The following is a 21104-nucleotide window of genomic DNA, read 5'->3' as shown; positions in this document are numbered from 1 at the left end:
CGTGACGGAACATCGCAGCCCCTCTCCCTGGCGGGATGTCGCCGTCACGGGTGCCTCCTCGGGCCTCGGCCGGGCCCTCGCGCTGGCCTGCGCAAGCCCCGGGGCGCGCCTGCACCTGGCCGCCCGCAACGCCGCCAGGCTGGAGGAAACCGCCGCCGCCTGCCGCGCCGCCGGCGCCGAGGTCACGGCCACCCGGCTGGACGTGCGTGACGCCGATGCCTGCGAGGCCTGGATCGCGGGGATGGAGCGGATCGACCTGCTCCTGGCCAATGCCGGCGTCTCCGGCGGCACCGGCGGCGGCACGGAACCCGCCGCGCAGACGCGCGCCGTCTTCGAGACCAATGTGAACGGCGTGCTGAACACCGCCCTGCCCGCCATGGCCCGCATGGCCGCCCAGGCGCCAGGGCCGGGCGGCATCCGCGGACGGATCGGCGTCATCGCCTCCATCGCCGCCTTCGTGCCGGCGCCGAGCGCTCCCGCCTATGCCGCCAGCAAGGCCGCCGTGCAGCGCTGGGCGGAAGCCACGGATATCGGCCAGCGGGGCCAGGGCGTGCGGCTGCATGCCATCTGCCCCGGCTTCATCCGCACGCCCATGACCGATGTGAACCGCTTCCCCATGCCCTTCATGCTCTCGCCCGAGGAAGCCGCGCGCCGCGCCCTGGCGGGCATCCGCGCCGGGCGGAGCCGGGTGGCCTATCCGCGCCGGACCTATGTCCTGGCGCGGCTGGCGGCGCTGCTGCCGATGGGGCTGATGGCGCGGGCCGCGCGCGGCGTCCCGCCCAAGGATGTCAGCGCCGGGTAGCCAGCCAGACGCCGCCCAGCACCACCACGCCGCCCGCCAGCACCTGCGGCGCCGGCCATTCCCCCAGCCACAAGGCCCCCACCAGCGCCGCCGAGACCGGCTGCAGGTAGCTGACCAGCGAGGCCTTGGCCGCCGGCGCCCGCCCCAGCAGGGCGATGAAGAGGGAGAGCGGCACCGCCGAGCCCGCCACGCCCAGCAGCACCAGCGCGATCCAGATCTCCCGCGGCTGGTCCAGGAAGGCCAGCCCCTCGACGGCCAGGGCCGCCGGGGCGCAGACCAGCAGCGCCACCACCTGCTGGCCGACCACCAGATGCTCCGGCACCGCCGGCCGCACCCGGCGCACATAGAGCGTGCCCAGGGCATAGGAGACGGCGACCACCGCCATCATCCCGGCAGCCCAGAGATCGGCCTCCCCGCTCAGCGCACCAGGGCCGAGGATGACGGCGATACCCAGCAGCCCCAGCGCCAGCCCCAGGAACATGCCGGCGCCCGGGCGCTCGTCCCGCAGCAGCAGCAGGCTCAATCCGCCGACCACCAGCGGGGAGATGGACTGGATCAGCGCCGCCGGGGCGCTCTCGATCCCCGTCATGGCGCTGGCGGTCAGGATATTGGGCACCCAGCCATTCAGCGTGCCCACCACCAGGATATGCCCCCAGGTGGCGCCGCTGGGCCAGGAGAGGCTGCCGCGCAGGGTCAGGAACAGCGTCACGGCGGCGGCGGAGAAGAGCGCCCGGATGGCGGCCACCGCCATGGGCGACATGGCCGGCGCCACGTAGCGCAACAGCGGGAAGGCCGCGCCCCAGAGCCCGGCGATGACGATCAGCCGCAGCCAGAGTCCGGAGCGGGACAGAGGCGCCGCGGCGGCGGCGCTCAACGCGAATTCGCCCGCTGACGCTCCAGTTGCCGCCAGCGGGCGACGTTGCGGTTATGCTCGTCCAGCGTGCGCGCGAAGGCATGGCCGCCCGTGCCATCGGCGACGAAATAGAGTTCGTCGGTCTCGGCCGGGTGCAGCACCGCTTCCAGCGACTTCTCGCCAGGGCTGGCGATCGGTCCGGGCGGCAGGCCGCGGATACGGTAGGTGTTGAAGGGATGGTCGCGGTCCAGGTCGGCACGCGTCAGGGGCCGGTCCAGCGGCATGCCGTCGGCGGCGGCATAGGCCACGGTGGGGTCGGATTGCAGCGGCATGCCGCGCCGCAGCCGGTTGATGAAGACAGCGGCCACGCGCGGCCGCTCCTCCGGCATCCCCGTCTCCCGCTCGACGATCGAGGCCAGGACCAGCGCCTCGCGCGGCGTCTCCAGGGGCAGGCCCTCGCTGCGCCCCTTCCACAGCCGCTCCAGTGTCGCCGTCATGGCCTGGGTGGCGCGGCGGATCAGGACAGCGCGGGCATCGCCATATTCGTAGGAATAGGTCTCCGGCAGCAGGGCGCCTTCATCGAAGGCGGGGGTCTCGCCGGTCAGGCCCGGGGCCGCCTCGATGAGCGCCGCGATCTGCCGCGCCGTCAGCCCTTCCGGCAGGGTCAGGCGGCGCTGCACGGGCCGCGCGTTACGCAGCACGTCCAGCACCTGCGCCAGGGAGGCATGGGCCGGGAAGAGGTATTCACCCGCCCGCAGCGGCCCTTCGGACCGGGTCAGCCGTGCGGCCAGGGTGAAGATGCGGGGGTCGCGGATGGCGGACTGCTCCAGCAGCACCTCGCCGATCGCCTGGGAACTGCCGCGCGGCACCACGATGGCGGTGGGCTGTGGCAGCGGTCCGGGTGAGCGCCATTGCTCCCGCGCCCACCAGGCGCCCCCGGCCAGCCCGACACCCGCCAGCAGGACCAGCACCAACAGGGCTTTCAGCACCTTGCGCATAGGGCCTCGCTGCTCGTCAGACCGGGAGGGCAGGAAGTCTGCCGGGGATCACGGCTCCCCGGCCGGCCGTTTTCCTGAGGTCAGGAGACCTTGCGGAACAGGATGCTCGCATTGGTGCCGCCGAAGCCGAAGCTGTTGGACAGCGCCATGTCGATCTTCCGCTCCTGCGGCTGCAGGGCCACGCGGTCGATCACGCTCTCACGCGAGGGCTTCTCCAGGTTCAGCGTCGGCGGCGCCACGCTGTCCCGGATGGCCAGGATCGAGAAGATTCCTTCCACCGCGCCCGCCGCGCCGAGCAGATGCCCGATGGCCGACTTGGTCGAGGACATGGCCAGCCCCTTGGCGGAATCGCCGAACATCCGCTCCACCGCCTCCAGTTCCAGGTCGTCGCCCAGCGGCGTGGAGGTGCCGTGCGCGTTGACATACTGGACCTGCTCGGGGCTGACCCGGGCATTCCTGAAGGCCGCCTTCATGGCGCGGTAGGCGCCGTCATGGCCCTCGGCGGGCGCGGTGATGTGGTAGGCGTCACCGGACATGCCGTAGCCGATCACCTCGCCATAGATCTTGGCGCCGCGCTTCTTGGCGTGCTCGTATTCCTCGAGCACCATCACGCCCGCGCCCTCGCCCATGACGAAGCCATCGCGGCCCTCGTCCCAGGGGCGGGAAGCCTTCTGCGGCGTGTCGTTATAGGCGGTGGAGAGCGCGCGGGCCGAGCAGAAGCCGGCGATGCCGATCTCGCAGACCGCCGCTTCCGTGCCACCCGCCACCATCACGTCGGCATCGCCGAGCGCGATCAGGCGCGCGGCGTCGCCCAGCGCATGCACGCCGGTGGCGCAGGCCGTGACCACCGCGTGGTTCGGGCCCTTGAAGCCATACTTGATGGAGACATGGCCGGAGGCGAGGTTGATCAGCGCCGCCGGGATGAAGAAGGGCGACAGCCGCCGCGCCTTGCCGGCACCGACCAGCTGCGAGGCATTGTAAATCTCGGGCAGGCCGCCGATGCCGGAGCCGATCATCACGCCGGTGGCGCAGCGATCTTCTTCCGACTCGGGCACCCAGCCAGAATCCTCGACCGCTTCCGTCGCCGCCACGAGGGCGAGCTGGATGAAGCGGTCCATCTTCTTCTGGTCTTTGATCGGGATGAACTCGTTGAGATCGAGTTTTCCCTCAGCCCTGGACCCGGCAGGCACCTCGCCGGCGATCTTCGCCGGCAGGTCCTTCGGATCGAAGAGGCCGATCGGGCCGATGCCGCTTTCGCAGGCAAGCATCCGCTGCCACACATGTGCGACGCCGACGCCGAGAGGGCAGGCAATGCCCATCCCGGTGACGACGACACGGCGCGGCGTCGTCAGAGAACCGAACACGCGTGCAACCTCCCGACCTCTTATCCTCTTGAAGCGCGAACTCGAAGGGGCCTCAGGCCGCCTTCTGCGCCTCGATGTAGTCGATCGCGTCCTTGACGGTCGTGATCTTCTCGGCGGCGTCGTCCGGGATCTCGACCCCGAAGGCCTCCTCGAACGCCATCACCAGCTCGACGGTGTCGAGGCTGTCGGCGCCCAGGTCATCGATGAAAGACGCCTCAGACGTCACCTTGGCCTCTTCGACGCCGAGATGCTCGACAACGATCTTCTTCACCTTGTCGGCGGTATCGCTCATGGCGCGATGTCTCCTGCTGGAACGCTGCCTGCGGCGGCGGAAGGGAACAGCCCCTCCCATGGCCCGCGCGGGCTTAACACGGAAGCTTCACGGGGAACAATTCCCCCCGGAAGGAAGGAAATACCCGCGGAAGCGGGTTCAGATCATCGCCATCCCGCCATTGACGTGCAGGGTGGCGCCGGTGACCCAGCCGGCTTCTTCGGAAGACAGATAGGCGACGGCCGCCGCAATATCAGCGGCCTCCCCCATCCGTCCCATCGGAATCCGTTCCATCAGCCGCGCCTTCTGCTGCTCGTTGAGCGCATCGGTCATCGGTGTGGCGATAAAGCCCGGGGCCACCACGTTCACCGTGATGCCGCGGGAAGCGACCTCCTGAGCCAGCGCCTTGCTCATGCCGATCAGGCCGGCCTTGGCGGCGGCGTAGTTCGCCTGCCCGGGATTGCCGGTGACGCCGACGATGGAGGCGATGGAGATGATGCGGCCGGCGCGGCGCTTCATCATGCCGCGCATGGCGGCGCGGGCCAGGCGGAAGGGGGCGGCCAGGTCGACCTCCAGCACATCCGCCCAGTCCTTGTCGGACATGCGCATGGCCAGCCCGTCGCGGGTGAAGCCGGCATTGTTGACCAGGATGTCCAGCTTGCCGAAGGCGCCTTCCACCTGCTCCACCAGCGCCGCCGGCGCGGCGGGGTCGGTCAGGTTGGCCGGCGCGACCAGGGCGCCCTCGCCCAGTTCGGTGGCCAGGGCCTCCAGCACCTCGCGGCGGGTGCCGGAGAGCGCGACCTTGGCGCCCTGCCTGTGCAGCGCGCGGGCGATCTCGGCACCGATCCCACCGGTCGCACCGGTGACGAGCGCCACCTTGCCTTCAAGGCTGAACATCTGAGAGGCTTCCCCTACAGGCTTTTCAGGAAGGCTTCGATCTCGGCGGGAGTGCCCACCGTGACAGCCCGTGCATCCGGCGCCAGCCGCTTGGCCAGCCCGGTCAGCACCTTTCCAGAGCCGATCTCGGCGAAGCTGTCCACGCCCAGTTCAAGCATGGTGCCGACACATTCGCGCCAGCGCACCGTCCCCGTCACCTGGCGCACCAGCAACTCGCGGATCTCGGCCGGGTCGGTCGCCTTTGCGGCCGTCACATTGGCCACCAGCGGCACCAGCGGCGGCCGCACATCGGCAGCGGCCAGGGCCTCGGCCATCGCATCGGCGGCGGGGGCCATCAGGGCGGAATGGAAGGGCGCCGAGACAGGCAGCAGCATGGCGCGCTTGACGCCCTCGGCCTTGGCCAGCGCCACGGCGCGCTCGACGGCGCCACGGTGGCCGGAGATCACCACCTGGCCGCCGCCATTGTCATTGGCGGCCTCGACCACCTCGCCCTCCGCGGCGCGCTCGCAGATCGTGCTGGCCTGGGCCATCTCGACCCCCAGCAGCGCGGCCATGGCCCCGAGGCCGGCCGGCACCGCCTTCTGCATGGCTTCGCCGCGCAGGCGCAGCAGGCGGGCGGCCGTCGCGACATCGAAGCTCTGGGCGGCGGCCAGGGCGCTGTATTCGCCCAGGGAATGGCCGGCAACCAGCGCCACGCGGGACTTCAGGTCGAAGCCGCCTTCCTGCTCCAGCACCCGCAGCACCGCGAGGCTCATGGCCATCAGCGCCGGCTGGGCGTTGGCGGTCAGAGTCAGCTCCTCGGCCGGCCCCTCGAACATCAGGCGGGAGAGGTTCTGCTTCAGCGTCTCGTCCACCGCCTCGAAGATTTCGCGCGCGGCGGGGAAGCTGGCAGCGAGGTCGCGGCCCATGCCGACGGCCTGGCTGCCCTGGCCTGGAAATACAAAGGCGAGCGGCATGGGGCGGATTGTTTCCCACGTGTGAATGCGGCGGGCCGGGGTAGAGGCGGGGCGCGCGGGTGTCAAGAAATCCTTGTCAGCATTGTGGCAGGCGGGAGGGGTCCGACCCCGAATCCTTTGACTTCGCCCCTCCCCCATGCTTTAGGCCGCCCACCCTGCCGGGCGCGTGGCATCGCGCCCGGCTATGCCCGTTTGCGCTTCACGGCATGGTGCCGCCGGAGCCTCGGGCTGAGACAGCCACAGGGAGATCCCATGCCGCTTTATGAAACCGTGCTCATCGCGCGGAATGACCTGACTCAGCAGCAGGTCGACACCATCACCGATCAGATCTCTTCCATCATCACCGAAGCCGGTGGTGAGGTGAAGAAGCGCGAGTACTGGGGCCTGCGCGGCCTGGCGTACCGCATCAAGAAGAATCGCAAGGGGCACTACATGCTCCTCGGCCTCGACTGCCCGGCGGCCGCCGAGCAGGAGATGGCGCGCCAGCTCGGCCTCAATGAGGACGTGCTGCGCCACATGACCATCCGCGTCGACGCGATCGATGCCGAGGCGCCCTCCGCCATCCTCGCCAAGCGTGGCGACGACCGTGAGCGCGACCGTGGCTTCCGTGGCCCGCGTCCGGCTGGCCGCTTCGGCTCCGGCCGTGGCCGCGAGCGTGGCGACGACCGCGAGGAATTCCGCGCGCGTCCCCGCGACGAGATGGAGCCCGGCCAGGGCGGCGAGGAGTAAGAGAGCATGTCCGACAGCACCGACCTGAACCCCGCCGCCCGCCGCCCCGCCGTTGGCGCGCGCCGCCCGTTCTACCGCCGCCGCAAGTCCTGCCCCTTCTCCGGCCCGAACGCGCCGAAGATCGACTACAAGGACGTGCGCCTGCTCTCTCGCTTCCTGAGCGAGCGCGGCAAGATCGTGCCGAGCCGCATCACCGCGGTCTCCGGCAAGAAGCAGCGTGAGCTGGCCAACGCCATCAAGCGCGCCCGCTTCCTGGCCCTGCTGCCCTACGTCATCAACGACTGAGGCTGAGGGACGGGAAGCAGGACATCAGCACCACGCAGGAATCACCATCTTGAGCACCGGCACGCCCCGTACTGGCCTGACCAACGACCCGCGAGTCCTCGCGGGGGCGGCGGCCGGGCTCGTCTCGGCGCTGGCGGCGATCTGGACCTTCCGGGGCCTGCCGCTGGGGTCGATCCTCTTCTGGTTCGTTCCCCTGCCGCTGTTCCTGGCCGGCCTGGGCTTTGGCCTGCCATCCCTGCTGATCGCCCTGGCGGCGGCGGGGCTGGCCTTGCTGGTGGACAGTGCCAGCATGACGCCCCTGATGGTCTATCTGGGCACCTTCGGCGTGCCGGCGGTGCTGCTGCTGGGCGCGGGCCTGCGCGGGCTGACGCAAGGCGGGGGGCATGTCGCCCTCGGCCTGCCGCTGACGTTGCTCGGGCTCTGGCCGGCCGCCATCGTGCTGCTGGCGGCCATGCTGCTCTCCGGCCTCGAAGGCGGGTTGGAGCAGTGGCTGCTTGGCGCGGTGGAACTCGCCCTGACCCGCATGGGGGTGGAGGATCCCGGCACGCTGGCCGTGCAGATCGTCCGCTTGCAGGCGGCGGCCCTGGCGGTGTGGCTGGCCTTCGTGCTGGTGGCCAATGCGGCCATCGCGCAGCGGCTGCTGCAACGCCAGGGCCTGGGTCCGGTGCCGGCGATCCGCTGGCACACGGCCCGCCTGCCCCGCTGGTATCCCGCCCTGCCGGCCGTGGCCGCGCTGGGCTGGCTGCTGGCGGACCCGGCAAATGCGCTGACGCCGCTGTCGCTCTGCCTGGTGCTGACGGTTCCGCTGCTGCTGCAGGGGCTGGCCGTGCTGCATACCCGGCTGCGGCCGGCGAAGGCGCGCGCGCCTATCCTGGTGCTGGCCTACACCCTGCTTCTCGTCTTCAGCCTGCCCGGCGCCATCATTCTGGTGGTGCTGGGGCTCGTCGATCAATTCGGGCGCCGTAACCCGCCGCCCGCCAACACCTGAGATCGGGGTTCAAAACCGATGATCGAAGTCATCCTGATGCAGCGGGTCGAAAAGCTCGGCCAGATGGGGGAGCTCGTCTCCGTCCGTCCTGGCTACGCCCGCAACTATCTCCTCCCCCAGGGCAAGGCCATCCGCGCAAGCAAGGCCAACCTGGAGCGTTTCGAGAAGGAGCGCGTCCAGCTTGAGGCGCAGAACCTGAAGCGCCGTGAGGAGGCCGAGCGCGTGGCCGAGCGGATGGACGGTCTCTCCGTCATCATCATCCGCCAGGCCGGCGAATCGGGCGGCCTCTACGGTTCCGTCAGCGTCCGCGATATCGCGGATGCCGCGAAGGAAGCCGGGCTGACCATCAGCCGCAGCCAGGTCCTGCTGGAACAGCCGATCAAGACGACGGGTCTGACCGCCGTCCGCATCGAGCTGCACCCGGAAGTGCACCTGCCGCTGACGGTGAACGTCGCCCGTTCCCCGGAAGAGGCCGAGAAGCAGGCGCGCGGCGAAGACCTGCGCGCCGAGCAGCAGGCCGAGAACGAGAGCCTGGAGGCCGAGCTGGCCGCCGAGCTGTCCGAGCTGGGCGCCGCGTCGGAGGACTAATCTCCTCTCCGCAGTGTGAAAGGGGGCGCCTCCGCGAGGGGGCGCCCCTTTTCTATGCTCTCACCATCAATGTTTTCATGGATAGCGCTTAATATCTTCTGATGAAGGTTTAGTAACTTCTTCATTTACTTGACTGGACAAGATCGCCGCCTGATTGCCACGATCATTCCTCGTGGTGAAAGAGGAAGGCTCGGGCATGCTGTTCGACCGTATTCTGTCCCGCTTGATCCAGTGCGGGACCCTGACCGTCCGCTATCCGGATGGCCGAATCATTGAATACCGTGGCGCCGAGGGGCCCAGCGCCGGACTCGATATCCGCAGTCAGCGGGCGGTGTGGAGGCTGTCCACCAACCCGACCCTCGCCTTCGGCGAGGAATACATGGACGGCAATATCGTCCCCATGGCCTGCTCGATCTATGACCTGACCGAGCTGATGTCGATCAACCTGATGCGGAGCAGCTTCAGCCACCCGGCCGAGGGCGTCATGGAAAAGGTGCGCTGGGCGCGCCGGCGCTTCGACCAGCTCAATCCCGCCAGCCGCTCCCGCCGCAACGTGGCGCATCACTACGACCTCAACGGCCGCCTCTACGCCCTCTTCCTCGACCGGGACCGCCAGTATTCCTGCGCCTATTTCCCCACCGGGAACGAGACGCTGGAGGAGGCGCAGCTGCTGAAGAAACGGCACATCGCCTCCAAGCTGAAGCTCGACCAGCCGGATCTGGAGGTGCTGGACATCGGCTGCGGCTGGGGCGGCATGGCGCTGCACCTGGCGCGGGAGCACGGTGCCCGCGTCACCGGCATCACCCTCTCCACCGAGCAGCTGGAGGTGGCCCGCGGCCGCGCCGCCGAGGCCGGGCTCTCGGACCGCGTGACCTTCGAGCTGATGGACTACCGGGACTGGAAGCGGCCGGTGGACCGCATCGTCTCGGTCGGCATGTTCGAGCATGTGGGCATCGACCACTACAAGACCTTCTTCCGCACCCTGCGGGGCGCCCTGAAGGAGGATGGCGTGGCGCTGATCCATGCCATCGGCCGCTCGGACGGGCCGGGCAGCACCAATGCCTGGATTTCCAAATACATCTTCCCCGGCGGCTATTCCCCGGCCCTGTCCGAGGTGCTGCAGGCGGTGGAGAAATCCGGCCTCTGGTCCACCGATATCGAGGTGCTGCGGCTGCACTACGCCCATACCATCTCCCACTGGCGGCGCCGCTTCGCCGCCAACCGGGACGCCATCCAGAGCCTCTACGACGAGCGCTTCTGCCGGATGTTCGAGTTCTATCTGGCGGGGTCGGAGCTGTCCTTCCGCTACATGGGCCATATGAACTGGCAGTTGCAGCTGGCTCGCAGGGTCGATGCCCTGCCGCTGACCCGAGACTACATGCTGGACGCAGAGCGCCGAGTCGCGGACCGGCCGCGCGAGGACGCCTGAAGCTTTCCTGTCGCCCGCAATTCACGCCCCGGCGAGAGCGGGGCTGATTGCGGGCGTAAAGACAAGGCTCAGCAAAGCATCCCCGTTATCCACAGTCCCCCTCTCCCCCGAAGGGGGGCAGACGGGGTAATCTACCGGCCATGAACAGCGTTCCCCAGACCGATGGCCTGCTTCGCCTCTCTCAGCGTCAGCCGCCAGCGAACCTGCAGGCGGAACAGGCGTTGCTTGGCGCCCTGCTGGCCAACAACAAAGCCTATGAACGGGTGTCCGAGTTCCTGGCGGCGGAGCATTTCGCCGACCCCGTGCATGGCCGCATCTATGCCGCCATCCAGCGCCGCATCGAGGCCGGGCAACTGGCCGATGCGGTGACGCTGCGGGGCGAATTCGCCCATTCCGGCCTGCTGGACGACCTGGGCGGCCCCGAATACCTGGCACGGCTGATCTCGGCCATGGTCGGCATCATCAATGCCGGCGACTACGGCCGCATCATCCATGACGCCTGGCTGCGCCGCCAGCTGGTGGACCTGGGCGAGACGGTGGTGAACCGCGCCTTCGGCACCGATGAGGGGCTGGAAGGCCGCGAGCAGCTGGAAGCCGCCGAGCAGGCGCTTTTCGACCTCGCCAAGGACGGCGGAAACGAGGGCGGCTTCGTCCCCTTCGGCCGCGCCCTCACCGACGCCGTCGCCATGGCGGAGAAGGCCTTCACCAGCGGCGGCGGCGTCTCCGGCCTGTCCACCGGCTTGCGCGACCTCAATGCCAAGACCGGCGGGCTGCATCCGTCGGATCTGCTGATCCTCGCCGGCCGTCCCGGCATGGGCAAGACGGCACTGGCCACCAAGATTGCCTTCGGCGCGGCCCAGGAAATCCTGCGCCGGGCGGAGGACGAGCACGGCCCCGGCGCCGTGCCCAAGGGCGGCTGCGCCATCTTCTCCCTGGAAATGAGCGCGGACCAGCTCGCCACCCGCCTGCTGTCCGAAGCCGCCCGCATCTCCGGCGACCGCATCCGCCGTGGCGAGATCATGCAGCGCGACTTCGACAAATTCGTGGAAGTCTCGCGCGAGCTGGCCCGCCTGCCGCTCTATATCGACGACACGCCGGCCATCACCATCTCGGCGCTGCGTACCCGCTGCCGGCGCCTGAAGCGGACGCGCGGCCTCGACTTCATCGTGGTGGACTATCTGCAGCTGATGCGCCCCGCCGCCGGCTCCCGCCCCGAGAACCGGGTGCAGGAGATCAGCCAGATCACCCAGGGCCTCAAGGCCATCGCCAAGGAGCTGGCGGTGCCGGTGATGGCGCTGTCCCAGCTCTCCCGTCAGGTCGAAAGCCGCGAGGACAAGCGGCCGCAGCTTTCGGACCTGCGCGAATCCGGCTCGATCGAGCAGGACGCGGACATGGTGATGTTCGTCTATCGCGACGACTATTACCTGAAGATGCAGGAGCCCAAGGACGTCAACTTCACCGATGGTGAGAAGCTGCAGGACGCCATCACCAACTGGCAGGCGCGGATGGAGAAGGCGCATAACCGCGCCGATCTGATCGTGGCCAAGCAGCGCCATGGCCCCACCGGCACCATCCCACTGTTCTTCGAGGCCGAATTCACCCGCTTCGGCGACCTGGACTTCGCCCATGGCCACGATGATGGCTACTGAAGTTCCGCAGGCCGAGCTGGAGGTCGATCTCACCGCCATCACCGCCAACTGGCGGGACCTCGCCGCCCGACATGGCGCGCAGGTGGCGGGGGTGGTGAAGGCCGATGCCTACGGGCTCGGCGCCGGGCCGGTGGCGCGGGCGCTGGCCCAGGCCGGCTGCCGCCATTTCTTCGTCGCCCAGTTCCAGGAGGGGCTGGCCCTGCGGGAAGCCTTGGGCGAAGGGCCGATGATCGCCGTGCTCGGCGGCTTCCCGCCCGGCGCCGATCCCGGCGCGGGGCTGACGCCCGTGCTGAACGGCCCGGCGGATATCGCAGCCTGGCAGGCCGCGCCCCCCTGCCCCGCCGGCACCATCCTGCATCTGGATACCGGCATGGAGCGCCTGGGCCTGACCCCCGCCGAGCGCGCGGCGCTGCCGCCCGGCGCGCTGGACGGGCTGGGCCTGCGCTATGTCATGACGCATCTGGCCTGCGCCGATGAGCCGGGCCACCCGCTGAACGAGCTTCAGCCCCGGCGCTTCGCCGAGGCCGCCAGCGCCTTTCCCGGCACCGCCCGCTCCCTTGCCAATTCGGCCGGCCTCTTCCACGGCGCCGCCATGGCCTCGGACCTCGCCCGCCCCGGCTGCGCGCTCTATGGCATCAACCCGACGCCCGGGCGCCCCAATCCCATGCGGCAGGTGATGCGGCTGACCGTACCCGTGCTGCAGGTGCGGCAGGTCGCGGCCGGCACCTCGGTCGGCTATGGAGCCAGTTGGGTAGCGAAACGTGACAGCAGGATCGCAACCATTGCCGCGGGCTATGCCGATGGCTACCTTCGCGCCCTGTCCAGCCGGGGCGTCGGCATCTTCGCCGGCCGCCCTGTGCCGCTGGTAGGCCGGGTTTCCATGGATCTCATCACCCTCGACGTGACCGACATCCCTGATCTGCGCGCTGGCGACAGGGTGGAGATGATCGGTCCCGGCCAGACGCCGGATGATGTGGCGGCGCTCGCCGGCACCATCGGCTACGAGGTGCTGACCTCGCTCGGCGCACGCTACCGGCGCCATTACCGGCCGGCATGACACGGCGGCTTTAGAATTGACCTATTTCCTGAACTTCCTGGCGGGCCTCGGCCGCGCCGTGCTGGGGCTCTGCCGCAGCACCGGCGCCATCGCCCTTTTCGCGGCGGAGGGGCTCTCCCACCTACTGCGGCCACCCTTCTACCCCCGCATGTTTCTCCGCGCCTTCGTGGAGATCGCCTATTTCTCCCTGCCGGTCGTCTCGCTGACCGCGGTCTTCACCGGCATGGTGCTGGCGCTGCAATCCTATTCCGGCTTCTCCCGCTTCGGCGCGGAAAGCGCGATCGCCAATGTCGTCGTGCTCTCCATCACCCGTGAGCTCGGCCCGGTGCTGGCGGGGCTGATGGTGGCGGGACGCATCGGCGCCGCCTTCGCGGCCGAGATCGGCACCATGCGGGTGACGGACCAGGTGGACGCGCTGACCACCCTTTCCACCAACCCCATGAAATACCTGGTGGCGCCGCGCCTGCTGGCAGGCACCCTGGCCATGCCGCTGCTGGTGGTGGTGGCGGATATCCTGGGCGTGATGGGCGGCTGGCTGATCGGCACCACGAAGCTGGGCTTCGGCTCCGCCAGCTATCTCACCGCCACGCTGAACTTCATGCAGACCATGGACGTGGTCTCGGGCCTGGTGAAGGCGGCGGTCTTCGGCTTCATCGTGGCGCTGATGGGCAGCTACCACGGCTACAACAGCCGTGGCGGCGCCCAGGGCGTGGGCGCGGCGACCACGGCGGCCGTGGTCTCATCCTCCATCCTGATCCTGGCGCTGGACTACGTCATCACCGAGATGTTCTTCGCCCGATGAGCGGCAGCACCCCGAAAATCCGCCTGCGGAACCTGCGTAAGTCCTTCGGCCCCAAGGTGGTGCTGGATGGCGTGGACCTGGATGTGCAGGGGGGCCACAGCATGGTGATCCTGGGCGGATCCGGCTCCGGCAAGTCCGTCACCATCAAGTCCATCCTGGGGCTGATCCCGCCGGATTCCGGCACCATCGAGATCGACGGGCGCGACGTGCTCGCCATGCCCCGGCGGGAGCGGGAGGCGTTGAACGACCGTATCGGCATGCTCTTCCAGAATGCCGCGCTCTTCGACAGCCTGCCGGTCTGGGAGAATGTCTGCTTCAAGCTGCTGGCCCAGAAGCGCATCACGCGCGGCAAGGCGCGGGACAAGGCGGCCGAGATCCTGGCCCAGGTGGGCCTGGACGGCAGCGTCGGCGACCTCTCGCCCAGCGAGCTTTCGGGGGGCATGCAGAAGCGCGTGGGTCTGGCCCGCGCCATCGCCGGCGAGCCCGATATCATCTTCTTCGATGAGCCGACCACCGGCCTCGACCCCATCATGGGCGCGGTGATCGACGGGCTGATCGTGGATGTGGTGAAGCGCCTGGGCGCCACCGCCGTCTCCATCACCCATGACATGGCCAGCGCCCGCCGCATCGGCGACACGGCAGCCATGATCCACAAGGGCCGCATCGTCTGGACCGGCCCCGCGGCGACGCTGGGCAATACCGGCAATGCCATGGTGGACCAGTTCGCGCGCGGGGAGCGCGAGGGGCCCATCACGATGGAACTGCGGAAGTAGGACCGTGGAGCAGCGCCTCAGCCTGATCACGCTGGGCGTGCCCGACCTGACGGCGGCCACCGCCTTCTATGAGGCCCTGGGCTGGCGGCGCGGCATGCGCGCGGCCGAGGGCGTGGCCTTCTTCCAGGCCGGCGGCCTGATCCTCTCGCTCTACCCGCTGCGGGACCTGGCCGCCGATGCCGGCCTGCCGGCGGAGGGCCAAGGCTTCCGGGGCGTCGCCCTCGCCTACAACACCCGCGACCGGGCTGAAGTCGACACCGTCCTGGCCGAGGCCGCGCGGGCGGGCGGACGGATCGTGAAGCCGGCGCAGGACGCCACCTGGGGCGGCTATTCCGGCTATTTCACCGATCCGGCCGGGCATCTCTGGGAAGTGGCCTGGAACCCGGGCTTTCCCATCGGCCCGGACGGAGCGATGAGCCTGCCGGATTAGGGGTGCAGTTCCAGATTGGCGCTGTCGCCTTCGGTCTGGTCGATCACCAGCAGGCGGACCGCCTCGCTGCCCAGGGCCTCGCCGGAATGCCAGTGGTCCAGCACCTCCACCACCACGTCGCCAGGCTTGTAGTCCCAGCCCTTCCCCTCCGGCGTGACGACGCGGAGTTGCCCCGCCATCACATAGGCGACCCGCTGCTGCGGATGCCGATGCACCGGCAGGCGCGACCCGGCGGGGATCTCGTAGATGGAGACCACCAGCGTCCCATCCTTCTGCGGGAAGCGCAGCGGCTGGCCAAGCGCCGTCTCATGGCCCCGGAAGATTTCCGTCACCTTCGTCTGCTGCGGGGCCACAGGGGCCTGGGCACAGGCGACCAGCGGCAGCAACAACAAGGCTGCCGCCAGTGGGCGGGGCAGCGGGTATCGATACATTCCTGGAATCTCCTCTGAGCGTAGAGGGTAGACCTGCCAAGCCCAAGCTACCAGGGCACAGTTGCCCTAGGCTTGGCCCGGCACCGGCGCCGGCGGCATCCGGCGCAGCAGCAGCAGACCCGCCGCCGTGGTCAGCGCCCCCACCAGGAAAGGCGTGGCGGAGCCGCCGAAAGCCGAGGCCAGGCCCAGCAACGGACCGCCCAGCCCCAGGGAGAGGTCAAAGAAGGCGATGAAATTGCCGACCGCCTGCCCGCGCTGGCTGGCCGGCACGCGCCGCGTCGCCTCCACGCCCATGGCCGGAAAGATCAGCGAGAAGCCGATGCCCGTGACGACCGCCCCCAGCAGGGCCAGCCAGGGGAGCGGCGCCCACCACAGCAGCATCTGCCCCAGGAACTGCGCCGCCAGCGAGGCGGCACCGACCACCATCCCGCCCTGCCGGTCCGGCAGATGCGCCAGGAAGAGCCGCACGCCGATATAGCCGGCAACGAAGCCGGTCATGGCCAGCCCCGCCCCGGCCCAGCCCAGCGCCTGGTAATGCAGCGGCAGGAAGGTGGTGACGGCGGTGAATGCCAGGCCCGCCAGTCCCAGCACCATGCCAGGCCGCCAGATCAGCCCGACCACGCGATGGAAGGGCAGCCGCAGCCCGGCGGAACCGGCGGTGCCGCGCAGCACCAGGGCGATGCCCGTGCCCAGCAGCGGCGCCAGGATCGCCAGGACCATCACGCTGCCGAAGCCTCTGTGCTGCAGCAGCCAGAGGCCCAGCGGCGCCCCCACGCCCAGCGCCGCATACATCGCGATGCCCTGCCAGGCCATGACCTTGCCGGTGCGCGCCGGACCCATGCGGCCGATGCCCCAGGTCATGGTTCCCGTCAGGAAGAAGCTCTCCGCCATGCCCAGCGCGGCACGGGCCAGCAGCAGCAGCGGCACCACCAGCAGGTGCCCGGCCGGCAGGATGAGGGTGGCCACCAGCATGACCACCCCTGCCAGCGCCGCCAGCGGCAGGCCGATCAGCGCCGAGCGCCGGGGGCCGAAACGGTCGCAGATGGTGCCGGAGACATGGCGCGTGGCCACGGTGGCGAGCGACTGCGCGCCGATGACGGCGCCGACCATCGCGGGGCCGAAGCCCATGGCATCGTGCAGATGGAGGGCCAGCGCCGCCAGCGGCATGCCCACGGACAGGAAGCCCAGGAAGACGATGGCCACCAGCGGCGCCATGGCGCCCGCCGTGCTCATCGGTGCGGGGGGAGAGGACATGGACAACAACGCCATTCTGGCGGCCCGGCCCGTCTGGCCGGCGCCGGTTGGGATGCGTTGAATGACGTGAACGCTTACGCGCCGGATGGCGGGCCACACGGCCTCGGACCGGCTTAGGCCCGATCCCGCAACGAGTGTCAAGCCGATGGCGGCACCTACCCTCTGTGCGCGCTTTGTTCTAGTATGCGGCCATGGCCAAATCCGTCACCCGCTTCGTCTGCCAGAATTGCGGCGCCATCCATCCCAAATGGCAGGGGCGATGTGACACCTGCGGTGAATGGAACACCATCGCCGAGGAAGCTCCGGAATCCCGCCCTTCCGGCCCCACGGGCAAGAGCAGCGGCGGGCGCAGGATCGAATTCGTCGGGCTGAAGGGCCGGGCCGACCCGCCGCCGCGCACGCGCACCGGCCTCACGGAACTGGACCAGGTGCTGGGCGGCGGCTTCGTCCCCGGCTCGATCGTTCTGGTGGGCGGCGATCCCGGCATCGGCAAATCCACCATCCTGCTGCAGGCGGCGGCCAAGGTCGCGGCGGCAGGCAAGCGCACCCTCTATATCTCCGGCGAGGAGGCCATCGATCAGGTTCGCATGCGCGCCCAGCGCCTCGGCCTCGCGGAAAGTCCCCTGGCGCTGGCCGCCGCCACCAGCCTCCGCGACATCGCCGCGACCCTGGAGGAAGAGCGCGACGCCACCCTGGTCATCATGGACTCCATCCAGACCGTCTGGCTGGACAGCCTCGACTCGGCGCCCGGCACCGTCTCCCAGGTGCGGGCCTGCGCGGCGGAGCTGGGGCGGCTGGCCAAGACGCGCGGTTTCGCACTCGTGCTGGTGGGGCATGTCACCAAGGAAGGCACGCTGGCCGGGCCACGGGTGCTGGAGCACATGGTGGATGCCACCCTCTATTTCGAAGGCGACCGCGGCCACCAGTTCCGCATCCTGCGCGCGGTCAAGAACCGCTTCGGCGCCACCGACGAGATCGGCGTCTTCGAAATGACCGACCGCGGGTTGGTCGAGGTCTCCAACCCCTCCGCGCTGTTCCTGGCGGAGCGGCGCGGCAATATTTCCGGGAGTGCCGTTTTCGCCGGCATGGAGGGTTCCCGGCCCGTGCTGGTCGAGATCCAGGTCCTGCTCTCCCCTTCCGCCAATGGCGGCTCGCCGCGACGGCAGGTGGTGGGCTGGGATTCCGGGCGGCTGGCCATGCTGATGGCGGTGCTGGAATCCCGCGCCCGCGTGGGGCTCGGCCAGAACGACGTCTATCTCAACGTGGCCGGCGGGTTGCGGGTGAACGAGCCGGCGGCCGATCTCGCCGTCGCCGCCGCCCTGGTCTCGGCGGCGACGGACCGCCCCACCCCGCCGGACATGGTCTTCTTCGGCGAGGTCGGCCTCTCCGGCGAGGTGCGGCAGGTGGCGCAGAGCGATACGAGGCTGCGAGAGGCCGCCAAGCTCGGCTTCTCCGCCGCCACCCTGCCCCGGCGCGTGGCGCGCGGCGGCCGCGCGCCCTCGGCGCCGGATGGGCTGCGGCTGTCGGAGATCGGCCATCTGGCCGATCTGGTGGCCCCGCTGGCCGCCAGCCCGAAACCCAAGGGCACCCGCGAGCCGGACAAGGCCGAGCCGGCCGAAACCGAGGGCTGACACCACCGCAAGGCTTAGGTATAGGCTCGCCCCGATGACCTGGGTTGACGGCGTTGTTCTCGCGGTGCTCGCCGTCTCGGCGCTCATCGCTTATTTTCGTGGCTTCGTGCGGGAGGTGCTGGGAATCGGCGCCTGGGTCGGCGCGGTCGCCTTCGCACTCTATGCCCAGCCGGCGGTGAAGCCGGTGGTGCTGAAATACCTGACGGAAGACTGGATGGCGGAGGTCGCGGCCCTGGGTCTGGCCTTCCTGGCCGCGCTGATGGTGCTGAAGCTGCTGATCGCCTGGTTCGCCGGCATGGTGCGCCATTCCGCCCTCGGGGGGGTGGATCGCGCCCTCGGCATCGTCTTCGGCGTCGCGAGAGGTGCTTTCCTGCTCGTGCTCGCTTATATCGTCGGCGGGCTGTTCCTTCCTTCCACCGAGCTTTGGCCGGAGGCGGTTCGGAATGCCCGCAGCCTGCCGGTGGTGGCGGATGCGGCCTCAGCCGTCGTGTCCCAGCTTCCGGCCGAATACCGCCCTCGCCTGCCGGAGCTGCCGGAGCGCAGCCTGCCGAGCATGGATGAATTGCTGCGCCCCCCTGCCCGGGGGCGGACCTGACGACCCTTCCGGCCGGGCCGGGAATGAGGATGCACATGCAGTCCATGCCGACGACCAACCCCTGGGCCACCGATGCCGGGGATGACGACCATTTCAAGGAGGAATGCGGCGTCGTCGGCGTCTGGAACGCGGCCGATGCAGCGGCCATGGTGGCGCTCGGCCTGCATGCCCTGCAGCACCGGGGGCAGGAGGCGGCGGGCATCGTCGCCCTCTCCGAGAAGGGCATCTTCAATGCCCACCGCGCCCAGGGCCTGGTGGGAGATAATTTCTCCTCCGCCAAGGTGATCGCCGGCCTGCCGGGCCGCACGGCCATCGGCCACAACCGCTACGCCACCACGGGCGAGACGGCGCTCCGCAACGTCCAGCCGCTCTATGCCGACTTCGAGTTCGGCGGCCTGGCCGTGGCGCATAACGGCAACCTGACCAATGCCGCCGTGCTGAAGCGCGCCCTGGTCCGCCGGGGCTGCCTGTTCCAGAGCACGACGGATTCCGAGGTCTTCGTCCACCTCATCGCCATCAGCCTCTATTCCAACGTGGTGGACCGGCTGATCGACGCGCTGAAGCAGGTCCAGGGCGCCTATTCCCTCATCGCCCTGCATGACGGCGCCATGATCGGCGCGCGCGACCCGCTGGGCGTCCGCCCGCTGGTGCTGGGGCGCCTCGGCCCGGCCGAGGGCAATAGCTGGGTCCTGGCCAGCGAGACCTGTGGCCTCGACATCGTCGGCGCCGATTTCGTGCGCGACGTGGAGCCGGGCGAGATCGTCGTCATCGACCAGGGCGGGCTGCGGAGCATCCATCCCTTCGGGCGGCAGCAGAGCCGCTTCTGCATCTTCGAATACATCTACTTCGCCCGCCCCGATTCCATCGTCGAGGGCACGCCGGTCTACGAGACCCGCAAGCGCATCGGCGCCGAGCTGGCGCGGGAGAGCGGGGTGGATGCCGATGTGATCGTGCCCGTTCCGGATTCCGGCGTGCCGGCGGCCATGGGCTACGCGGCCGAATCCGGCATTCCCTTCGAGCTGGGCATCATCCGCAACCACTATGTCGGCCGCACCTTCATCGAGCCGACGGACCAGATCCGCCACCTCGGCGTGAAGCTGAAACATTCCGCCAACCGCCCGATGATCGCGGGCAAGCGCGTGGTGCTGGTGGACGACTCCATCGTGCGCGGCACCACCAGCCGCAAGATCGTCGAGATGGTGCGCCAGGCCGGCGCGAAGGAGGTGCATATGCGCATCTCCTCCCCGCCCACGACAAACCCCTGCTTCTACGGCATCGACACGCCGGAGCGCGCCAAGCTGCTGGCCGCCAATCACGACATCGAGGAGATGGCGCGCATCATCGGCGCCGACAGCCTCGCCTTCATCTCGCTGGATGGTCTCTATCGCGCGCTGGGCCAGGCCAAGCGCGACGGGACCAACCCCGCCTATTGCGATGCCTGCTTCACGGGAGATTACGCCATTCCCCTCACCGATCTTGACGGCCCCTCCGAGCGGGCGCCGGCGCTGCTGGCTATCAACGGCGTATGACGGCCAAGCCGCTTGAGGGCCGCGTTGCCCTGATTACCGGCGCCAGCCGCGGCATCGGCGCCGCCCTGGCGGTCGAAATGGCCCGGCAGGGCGCGCAATGCGTGCTGATCGCCCGCACCCAGGGCGGGCTGGAGGAGACCGACGACGCCATCCGCGCCGCCGGTGGCCTGCCCGCGACCCTGCTGCCCTTCGACCTCGTGAAGGCGGCCGACCAGATCGACGTCATCGGCCCCTCGATCGTCAAGCGCTTCGGCCGGCTGGACATCCTCGTGCATAACGCGGGCGAACTGGGCAAGCTCACACCGGTCGCGCATATCGACCCGAAGGACTGGGCCAATGTGGCCGGCGTCAATCTGACGGCGACCTGGCGGCTGATCCGCACCTGCGATCCGCCGCTGCGCGCCTCCGACGCCGGACGGGCGGTCTTCCTCACCACCGCGCGGGCGCGGCAGCCCAAGGCCTACTGGGGCCCCTACGGCGCCACCAAGGCGGGCATGGAGCATCTGGTGCAGACCTGGGCCCAGGAAGTCGAGAAGACGGCCCTGCGCGTCAATCTCTTCGACCCCGGCGTGGTGGCCACCCGCATGCGCGGCACGGCGATGCCGGGCGAGGATCCGAGCAGCATTCCGCAGCCGGCACATGTGGCGCCGCAGATTGCCGCGATTTGCAATCCCTCTTTTACGCAGCACGGAACAATCGTAACGGCCTCCTAACGGAGGTTGCGCTTGTGCCGCCTCATTGGGCGGCACAAAACGCGCCGTGATCTTGCCTGGCGCAACCAGGCGGGGCCTGA

General features: G+C 69.6%; 23 protein-coding genes. 15 read left to right on the top strand and 8 right to left on the bottom strand.

Going from position 1 to position 21104, the window contains the following annotated elements; all coding sequences use genetic code 11:
• Window position 1: 1 nt before the first annotated feature.
• A complete protein-coding gene (locus IAI58_RS06900; protein WP_408906207.1) occupies window positions 2-802 on the top strand; it encodes an SDR family NAD(P)-dependent oxidoreductase in 801 nt (266 codons plus the stop codon).
• On the opposite strand, the gene IAI58_RS06895 is transcribed toward IAI58_RS06900, so the two are convergent.
• The 6 genes from IAI58_RS06895 to fabD form a co-directional block, all read right to left on the bottom strand.
• A complete protein-coding gene (locus IAI58_RS06895) occupies window positions 789-1676 on the bottom strand; it encodes a DMT family transporter (RefSeq protein ID WP_207448132.1) in 888 nt (295 codons plus the stop codon). The two genes, IAI58_RS06900 and IAI58_RS06895, sit on opposite strands and share 14 nt — an antisense overlap.
• The gene (gene mltG, locus IAI58_RS06890; protein ID WP_207448131.1) at window positions 1673-2653 is read right to left on the bottom strand and encodes an endolytic transglycosylase MltG; all 981 of its coding nucleotides are present in this window, start codon (window positions 2651-2653) and stop codon (window positions 1673-1675) included. The genes IAI58_RS06895 and mltG overlap by 4 nt, the downstream gene beginning before the upstream one ends.
• 80 nt (window positions 2654-2733) lie before the next feature.
• On the bottom strand, window positions 2734-4041 hold the full coding sequence (gene fabF / locus IAI58_RS06885; RefSeq protein ID WP_408906208.1) for a beta-ketoacyl-ACP synthase II: 1308 nt from the start codon (window positions 4039-4041) through the stop codon (window positions 2734-2736).
• Window positions 4042-4069: 28 nt separating this feature from the next.
• Window positions 4070-4309 (bottom strand): acyl carrier protein, encoded by a 240-nt coding sequence (locus IAI58_RS06880; RefSeq protein WP_120637424.1) that lies wholly within the window; start codon window positions 4307-4309, stop codon window positions 4070-4072.
• Window positions 4310-4447: 138 nt separating this feature from the next.
• Complete coding sequence (gene fabG, locus IAI58_RS06875) at window positions 4448-5185, bottom strand: 3-oxoacyl-[acyl-carrier-protein] reductase (RefSeq protein ID WP_207448127.1); 738 nt, start codon at window positions 5183-5185, stop codon at window positions 4448-4450.
• 14 nt (window positions 5186-5199) lie between these two features.
• Window positions 5200-6141, bottom strand: a complete 942-nt coding sequence (gene fabD, locus IAI58_RS06870) for an ACP S-malonyltransferase (RefSeq protein ID WP_207448126.1) — start codon at window positions 6139-6141, stop codon at window positions 5200-5202.
• Window positions 6142-6393: 252 nt separating this feature from the next.
• Between fabD and rpsF the strand changes: the two genes are divergently transcribed.
• The 10 genes from rpsF (at window position 6394) to IAI58_RS06820 (ending at window position 14871) form a co-directional block, all read left to right on the top strand.
• Window positions 6394-6870: a 30S ribosomal protein S6 gene (rpsF, locus tag IAI58_RS06865; RefSeq protein ID WP_207448125.1), complete on the top strand. Its 477-nt coding sequence runs from the start codon at window positions 6394-6396 to the stop codon at window positions 6868-6870.
• 6 nt (window positions 6871-6876) lie between these two features.
• Window positions 6877-7155, top strand: coding sequence for a 30S ribosomal protein S18 (gene rpsR, locus IAI58_RS06860; RefSeq protein ID WP_120637428.1), 279 nt, complete (start codon window positions 6877-6879; stop codon window positions 7153-7155).
• A gap of 49 nt (window positions 7156-7204) precedes the next feature.
• Window positions 7205-8143 (top strand): DUF2232 domain-containing protein, encoded by a 939-nt coding sequence (locus tag IAI58_RS06855; protein ID WP_207448124.1) that lies wholly within the window; start codon window positions 7205-7207, stop codon window positions 8141-8143.
• An 18-nt stretch (window positions 8144-8161) separates the two neighbouring features.
• A complete protein-coding gene (rplI, locus tag IAI58_RS06850; protein ID WP_207448123.1) occupies window positions 8162-8731 on the top strand; it encodes a 50S ribosomal protein L9 in 570 nt (189 codons plus the stop codon).
• Between the two features lie 196 nt (window positions 8732-8927).
• On the top strand, window positions 8928-10160 hold the full coding sequence (locus tag IAI58_RS06845; protein ID WP_207448122.1) for an SAM-dependent methyltransferase: 1233 nt from the start codon (window positions 8928-8930) through the stop codon (window positions 10158-10160).
• 140 nt (window positions 10161-10300) lie between these two features.
• Window positions 10301-11809 (top strand): replicative DNA helicase, encoded by a 1509-nt coding sequence (locus IAI58_RS06840; RefSeq protein WP_207448121.1) that lies wholly within the window; start codon window positions 10301-10303, stop codon window positions 11807-11809.
• The gene (gene alr / locus IAI58_RS06835; protein ID WP_419555847.1) at window positions 11787-12866 is read left to right on the top strand and encodes an alanine racemase; all 1080 of its coding nucleotides are present in this window, start codon (window positions 11787-11789) and stop codon (window positions 12864-12866) included. Before IAI58_RS06840 ends, alr begins: the two co-directional genes overlap by 23 nt.
• A gap of 16 nt (window positions 12867-12882) precedes the next feature.
• On the top strand, window positions 12883-13668 hold the full coding sequence (locus IAI58_RS06830) for an MlaE family ABC transporter permease (RefSeq protein WP_207448120.1): 786 nt from the start codon (window positions 12883-12885) through the stop codon (window positions 13666-13668).
• On the top strand, window positions 13665-14441 hold the full coding sequence (locus IAI58_RS06825; RefSeq protein ID WP_207448118.1) for an ABC transporter ATP-binding protein: 777 nt from the start codon (window positions 13665-13667) through the stop codon (window positions 14439-14441). The genes IAI58_RS06830 and IAI58_RS06825 overlap by 4 nt, the downstream gene beginning before the upstream one ends.
• A gap of 4 nt (window positions 14442-14445) precedes the next feature.
• Window positions 14446-14871, top strand: a complete 426-nt coding sequence (locus IAI58_RS06820) for a VOC family protein (RefSeq protein WP_207448116.1) — start codon at window positions 14446-14448, stop codon at window positions 14869-14871.
• Here the strand turns inward: IAI58_RS06820 and IAI58_RS06815 are convergent.
• Window positions 14868-15302, bottom strand: a complete 435-nt coding sequence (locus tag IAI58_RS06815; RefSeq protein ID WP_207448115.1) for a cupin domain-containing protein — start codon at window positions 15300-15302, stop codon at window positions 14868-14870. The genes IAI58_RS06820 and IAI58_RS06815 overlap by 4 nt on opposite strands.
• A 66-nt stretch (window positions 15303-15368) precedes the next feature.
• Entirely contained in the window at window positions 15369-16556 is a 1188-nt protein-coding gene (locus tag IAI58_RS06810; protein WP_207448114.1) for an MFS transporter, read from the bottom strand.
• A gap of 191 nt (window positions 16557-16747) precedes the next feature.
• Between IAI58_RS06810 and radA the strand changes: the two genes are divergently transcribed.
• Genes radA through IAI58_RS06790 form a run of 4 tightly spaced genes read left to right on the top strand, consistent with a single transcriptional unit; the run spans window position 16748 to window position 21024 of the window.
• A complete protein-coding gene (gene radA / locus IAI58_RS06805) occupies window positions 16748-18187 on the top strand; it encodes a DNA repair protein RadA (protein ID WP_207448113.1) in 1440 nt (479 codons plus the stop codon).
• 34 nt (window positions 18188-18221) lie between these two features.
• Window positions 18222-18782 carry a CvpA family protein gene (locus IAI58_RS06800; RefSeq protein ID WP_207448112.1) on the top strand — a complete coding sequence of 187 codons (561 nt, stop codon included), beginning with the start codon at window positions 18222-18224 and terminating at the stop codon, window positions 18780-18782.
• 29 nt (window positions 18783-18811) lie between these two features.
• Window positions 18812-20311: an amidophosphoribosyltransferase gene (gene purF, locus IAI58_RS06795; protein ID WP_237182482.1), complete on the top strand. Its 1500-nt coding sequence runs from the start codon at window positions 18812-18814 to the stop codon at window positions 20309-20311.
• Entirely contained in the window at window positions 20308-21024 is a 717-nt protein-coding gene (locus IAI58_RS06790; RefSeq protein WP_207448110.1) for an SDR family NAD(P)-dependent oxidoreductase, read from the top strand. Before purF ends, IAI58_RS06790 begins: the two co-directional genes overlap by 4 nt.
• Window positions 21025-21104 lie beyond the last annotated feature (80 nt).

This window comes from Roseomonas marmotae, assembly GCF_017654485.1.
In the GTDB taxonomy this organism is placed as follows: domain Bacteria; phylum Pseudomonadota; class Alphaproteobacteria; order Acetobacterales; family Acetobacteraceae; genus Pseudoroseomonas; species Pseudoroseomonas marmotae.
Note: the sequence above shows the minus strand (reverse complement) of the source record. Positions and strands in the feature narration are given on the sequence as shown.

Bases quoted from the DNA above. Each gene is read 5' to 3' on its own strand.
- mltG (WP_207448131.1), bottom strand. From the start codon at position 2,653: ATGCGCAAGGTGCTGAAAGCCCTGTTGGTGCTGGTCCTGCTGGCGGGT.
- IAI58_RS06880 (WP_120637424.1), bottom strand. From the start codon at position 4,309: ATGAGCGATACCGCCGACAAGGTGAAGAAGATCGTTGTCGAGCATCTC.
- fabG (WP_207448127.1), bottom strand. From the start codon at position 5,185: ATGTTCAGCCTTGAAGGCAAGGTGGCGCTCGTCACCGGTGCGACCGGT.
- fabD (WP_207448126.1), bottom strand. From the start codon at position 6,141: ATGCCGCTCGCCTTTGTATTTCCAGGCCAGGGCAGCCAGGCCGTCGGC.
- rpsF (WP_207448125.1), top strand. From the start codon at position 6,394: ATGCCGCTTTATGAAACCGTGCTCATCGCGCGGAATGACCTGACTCAG.
- rpsR (WP_120637428.1), top strand. From the start codon at position 6,877: ATGTCCGACAGCACCGACCTGAACCCCGCCGCCCGCCGCCCCGCCGTT.
- rplI (WP_207448123.1), top strand. From the start codon at position 8,162: ATGATCGAAGTCATCCTGATGCAGCGGGTCGAAAAGCTCGGCCAGATG.
- IAI58_RS06845 (WP_207448122.1), top strand. From the start codon at position 8,928: ATGCTGTTCGACCGTATTCTGTCCCGCTTGATCCAGTGCGGGACCCTG.
- IAI58_RS06840 (WP_207448121.1), top strand. From the start codon at position 10,301: ATGAACAGCGTTCCCCAGACCGATGGCCTGCTTCGCCTCTCTCAGCGT.
- alr (WP_419555847.1), top strand. From the start codon at position 11,787: ATGGCCACGATGATGGCTACTGAAGTTCCGCAGGCCGAGCTGGAGGTC.
- IAI58_RS06825 (WP_207448118.1), top strand. From the start codon at position 13,665: ATGAGCGGCAGCACCCCGAAAATCCGCCTGCGGAACCTGCGTAAGTCC.
- IAI58_RS06815 (WP_207448115.1), bottom strand. From the start codon at position 15,302: ATGTATCGATACCCGCTGCCCCGCCCACTGGCGGCAGCCTTGTTGTTG.
- IAI58_RS06810 (WP_207448114.1), bottom strand. From the start codon at position 16,556: ATGTCCTCTCCCCCCGCACCGATGAGCACGGCGGGCGCCATGGCGCCG.
- radA (WP_207448113.1), top strand. From the start codon at position 16,748: ATGGCCAAATCCGTCACCCGCTTCGTCTGCCAGAATTGCGGCGCCATC.
- IAI58_RS06800 (WP_207448112.1), top strand. From the start codon at position 18,222: ATGACCTGGGTTGACGGCGTTGTTCTCGCGGTGCTCGCCGTCTCGGCG.
- purF (WP_237182482.1), top strand. From the start codon at position 18,812: ATGCACATGCAGTCCATGCCGACGACCAACCCCTGGGCCACCGATGCC.
- IAI58_RS06790 (WP_207448110.1), top strand. From the start codon at position 20,308: ATGACGGCCAAGCCGCTTGAGGGCCGCGTTGCCCTGATTACCGGCGCC.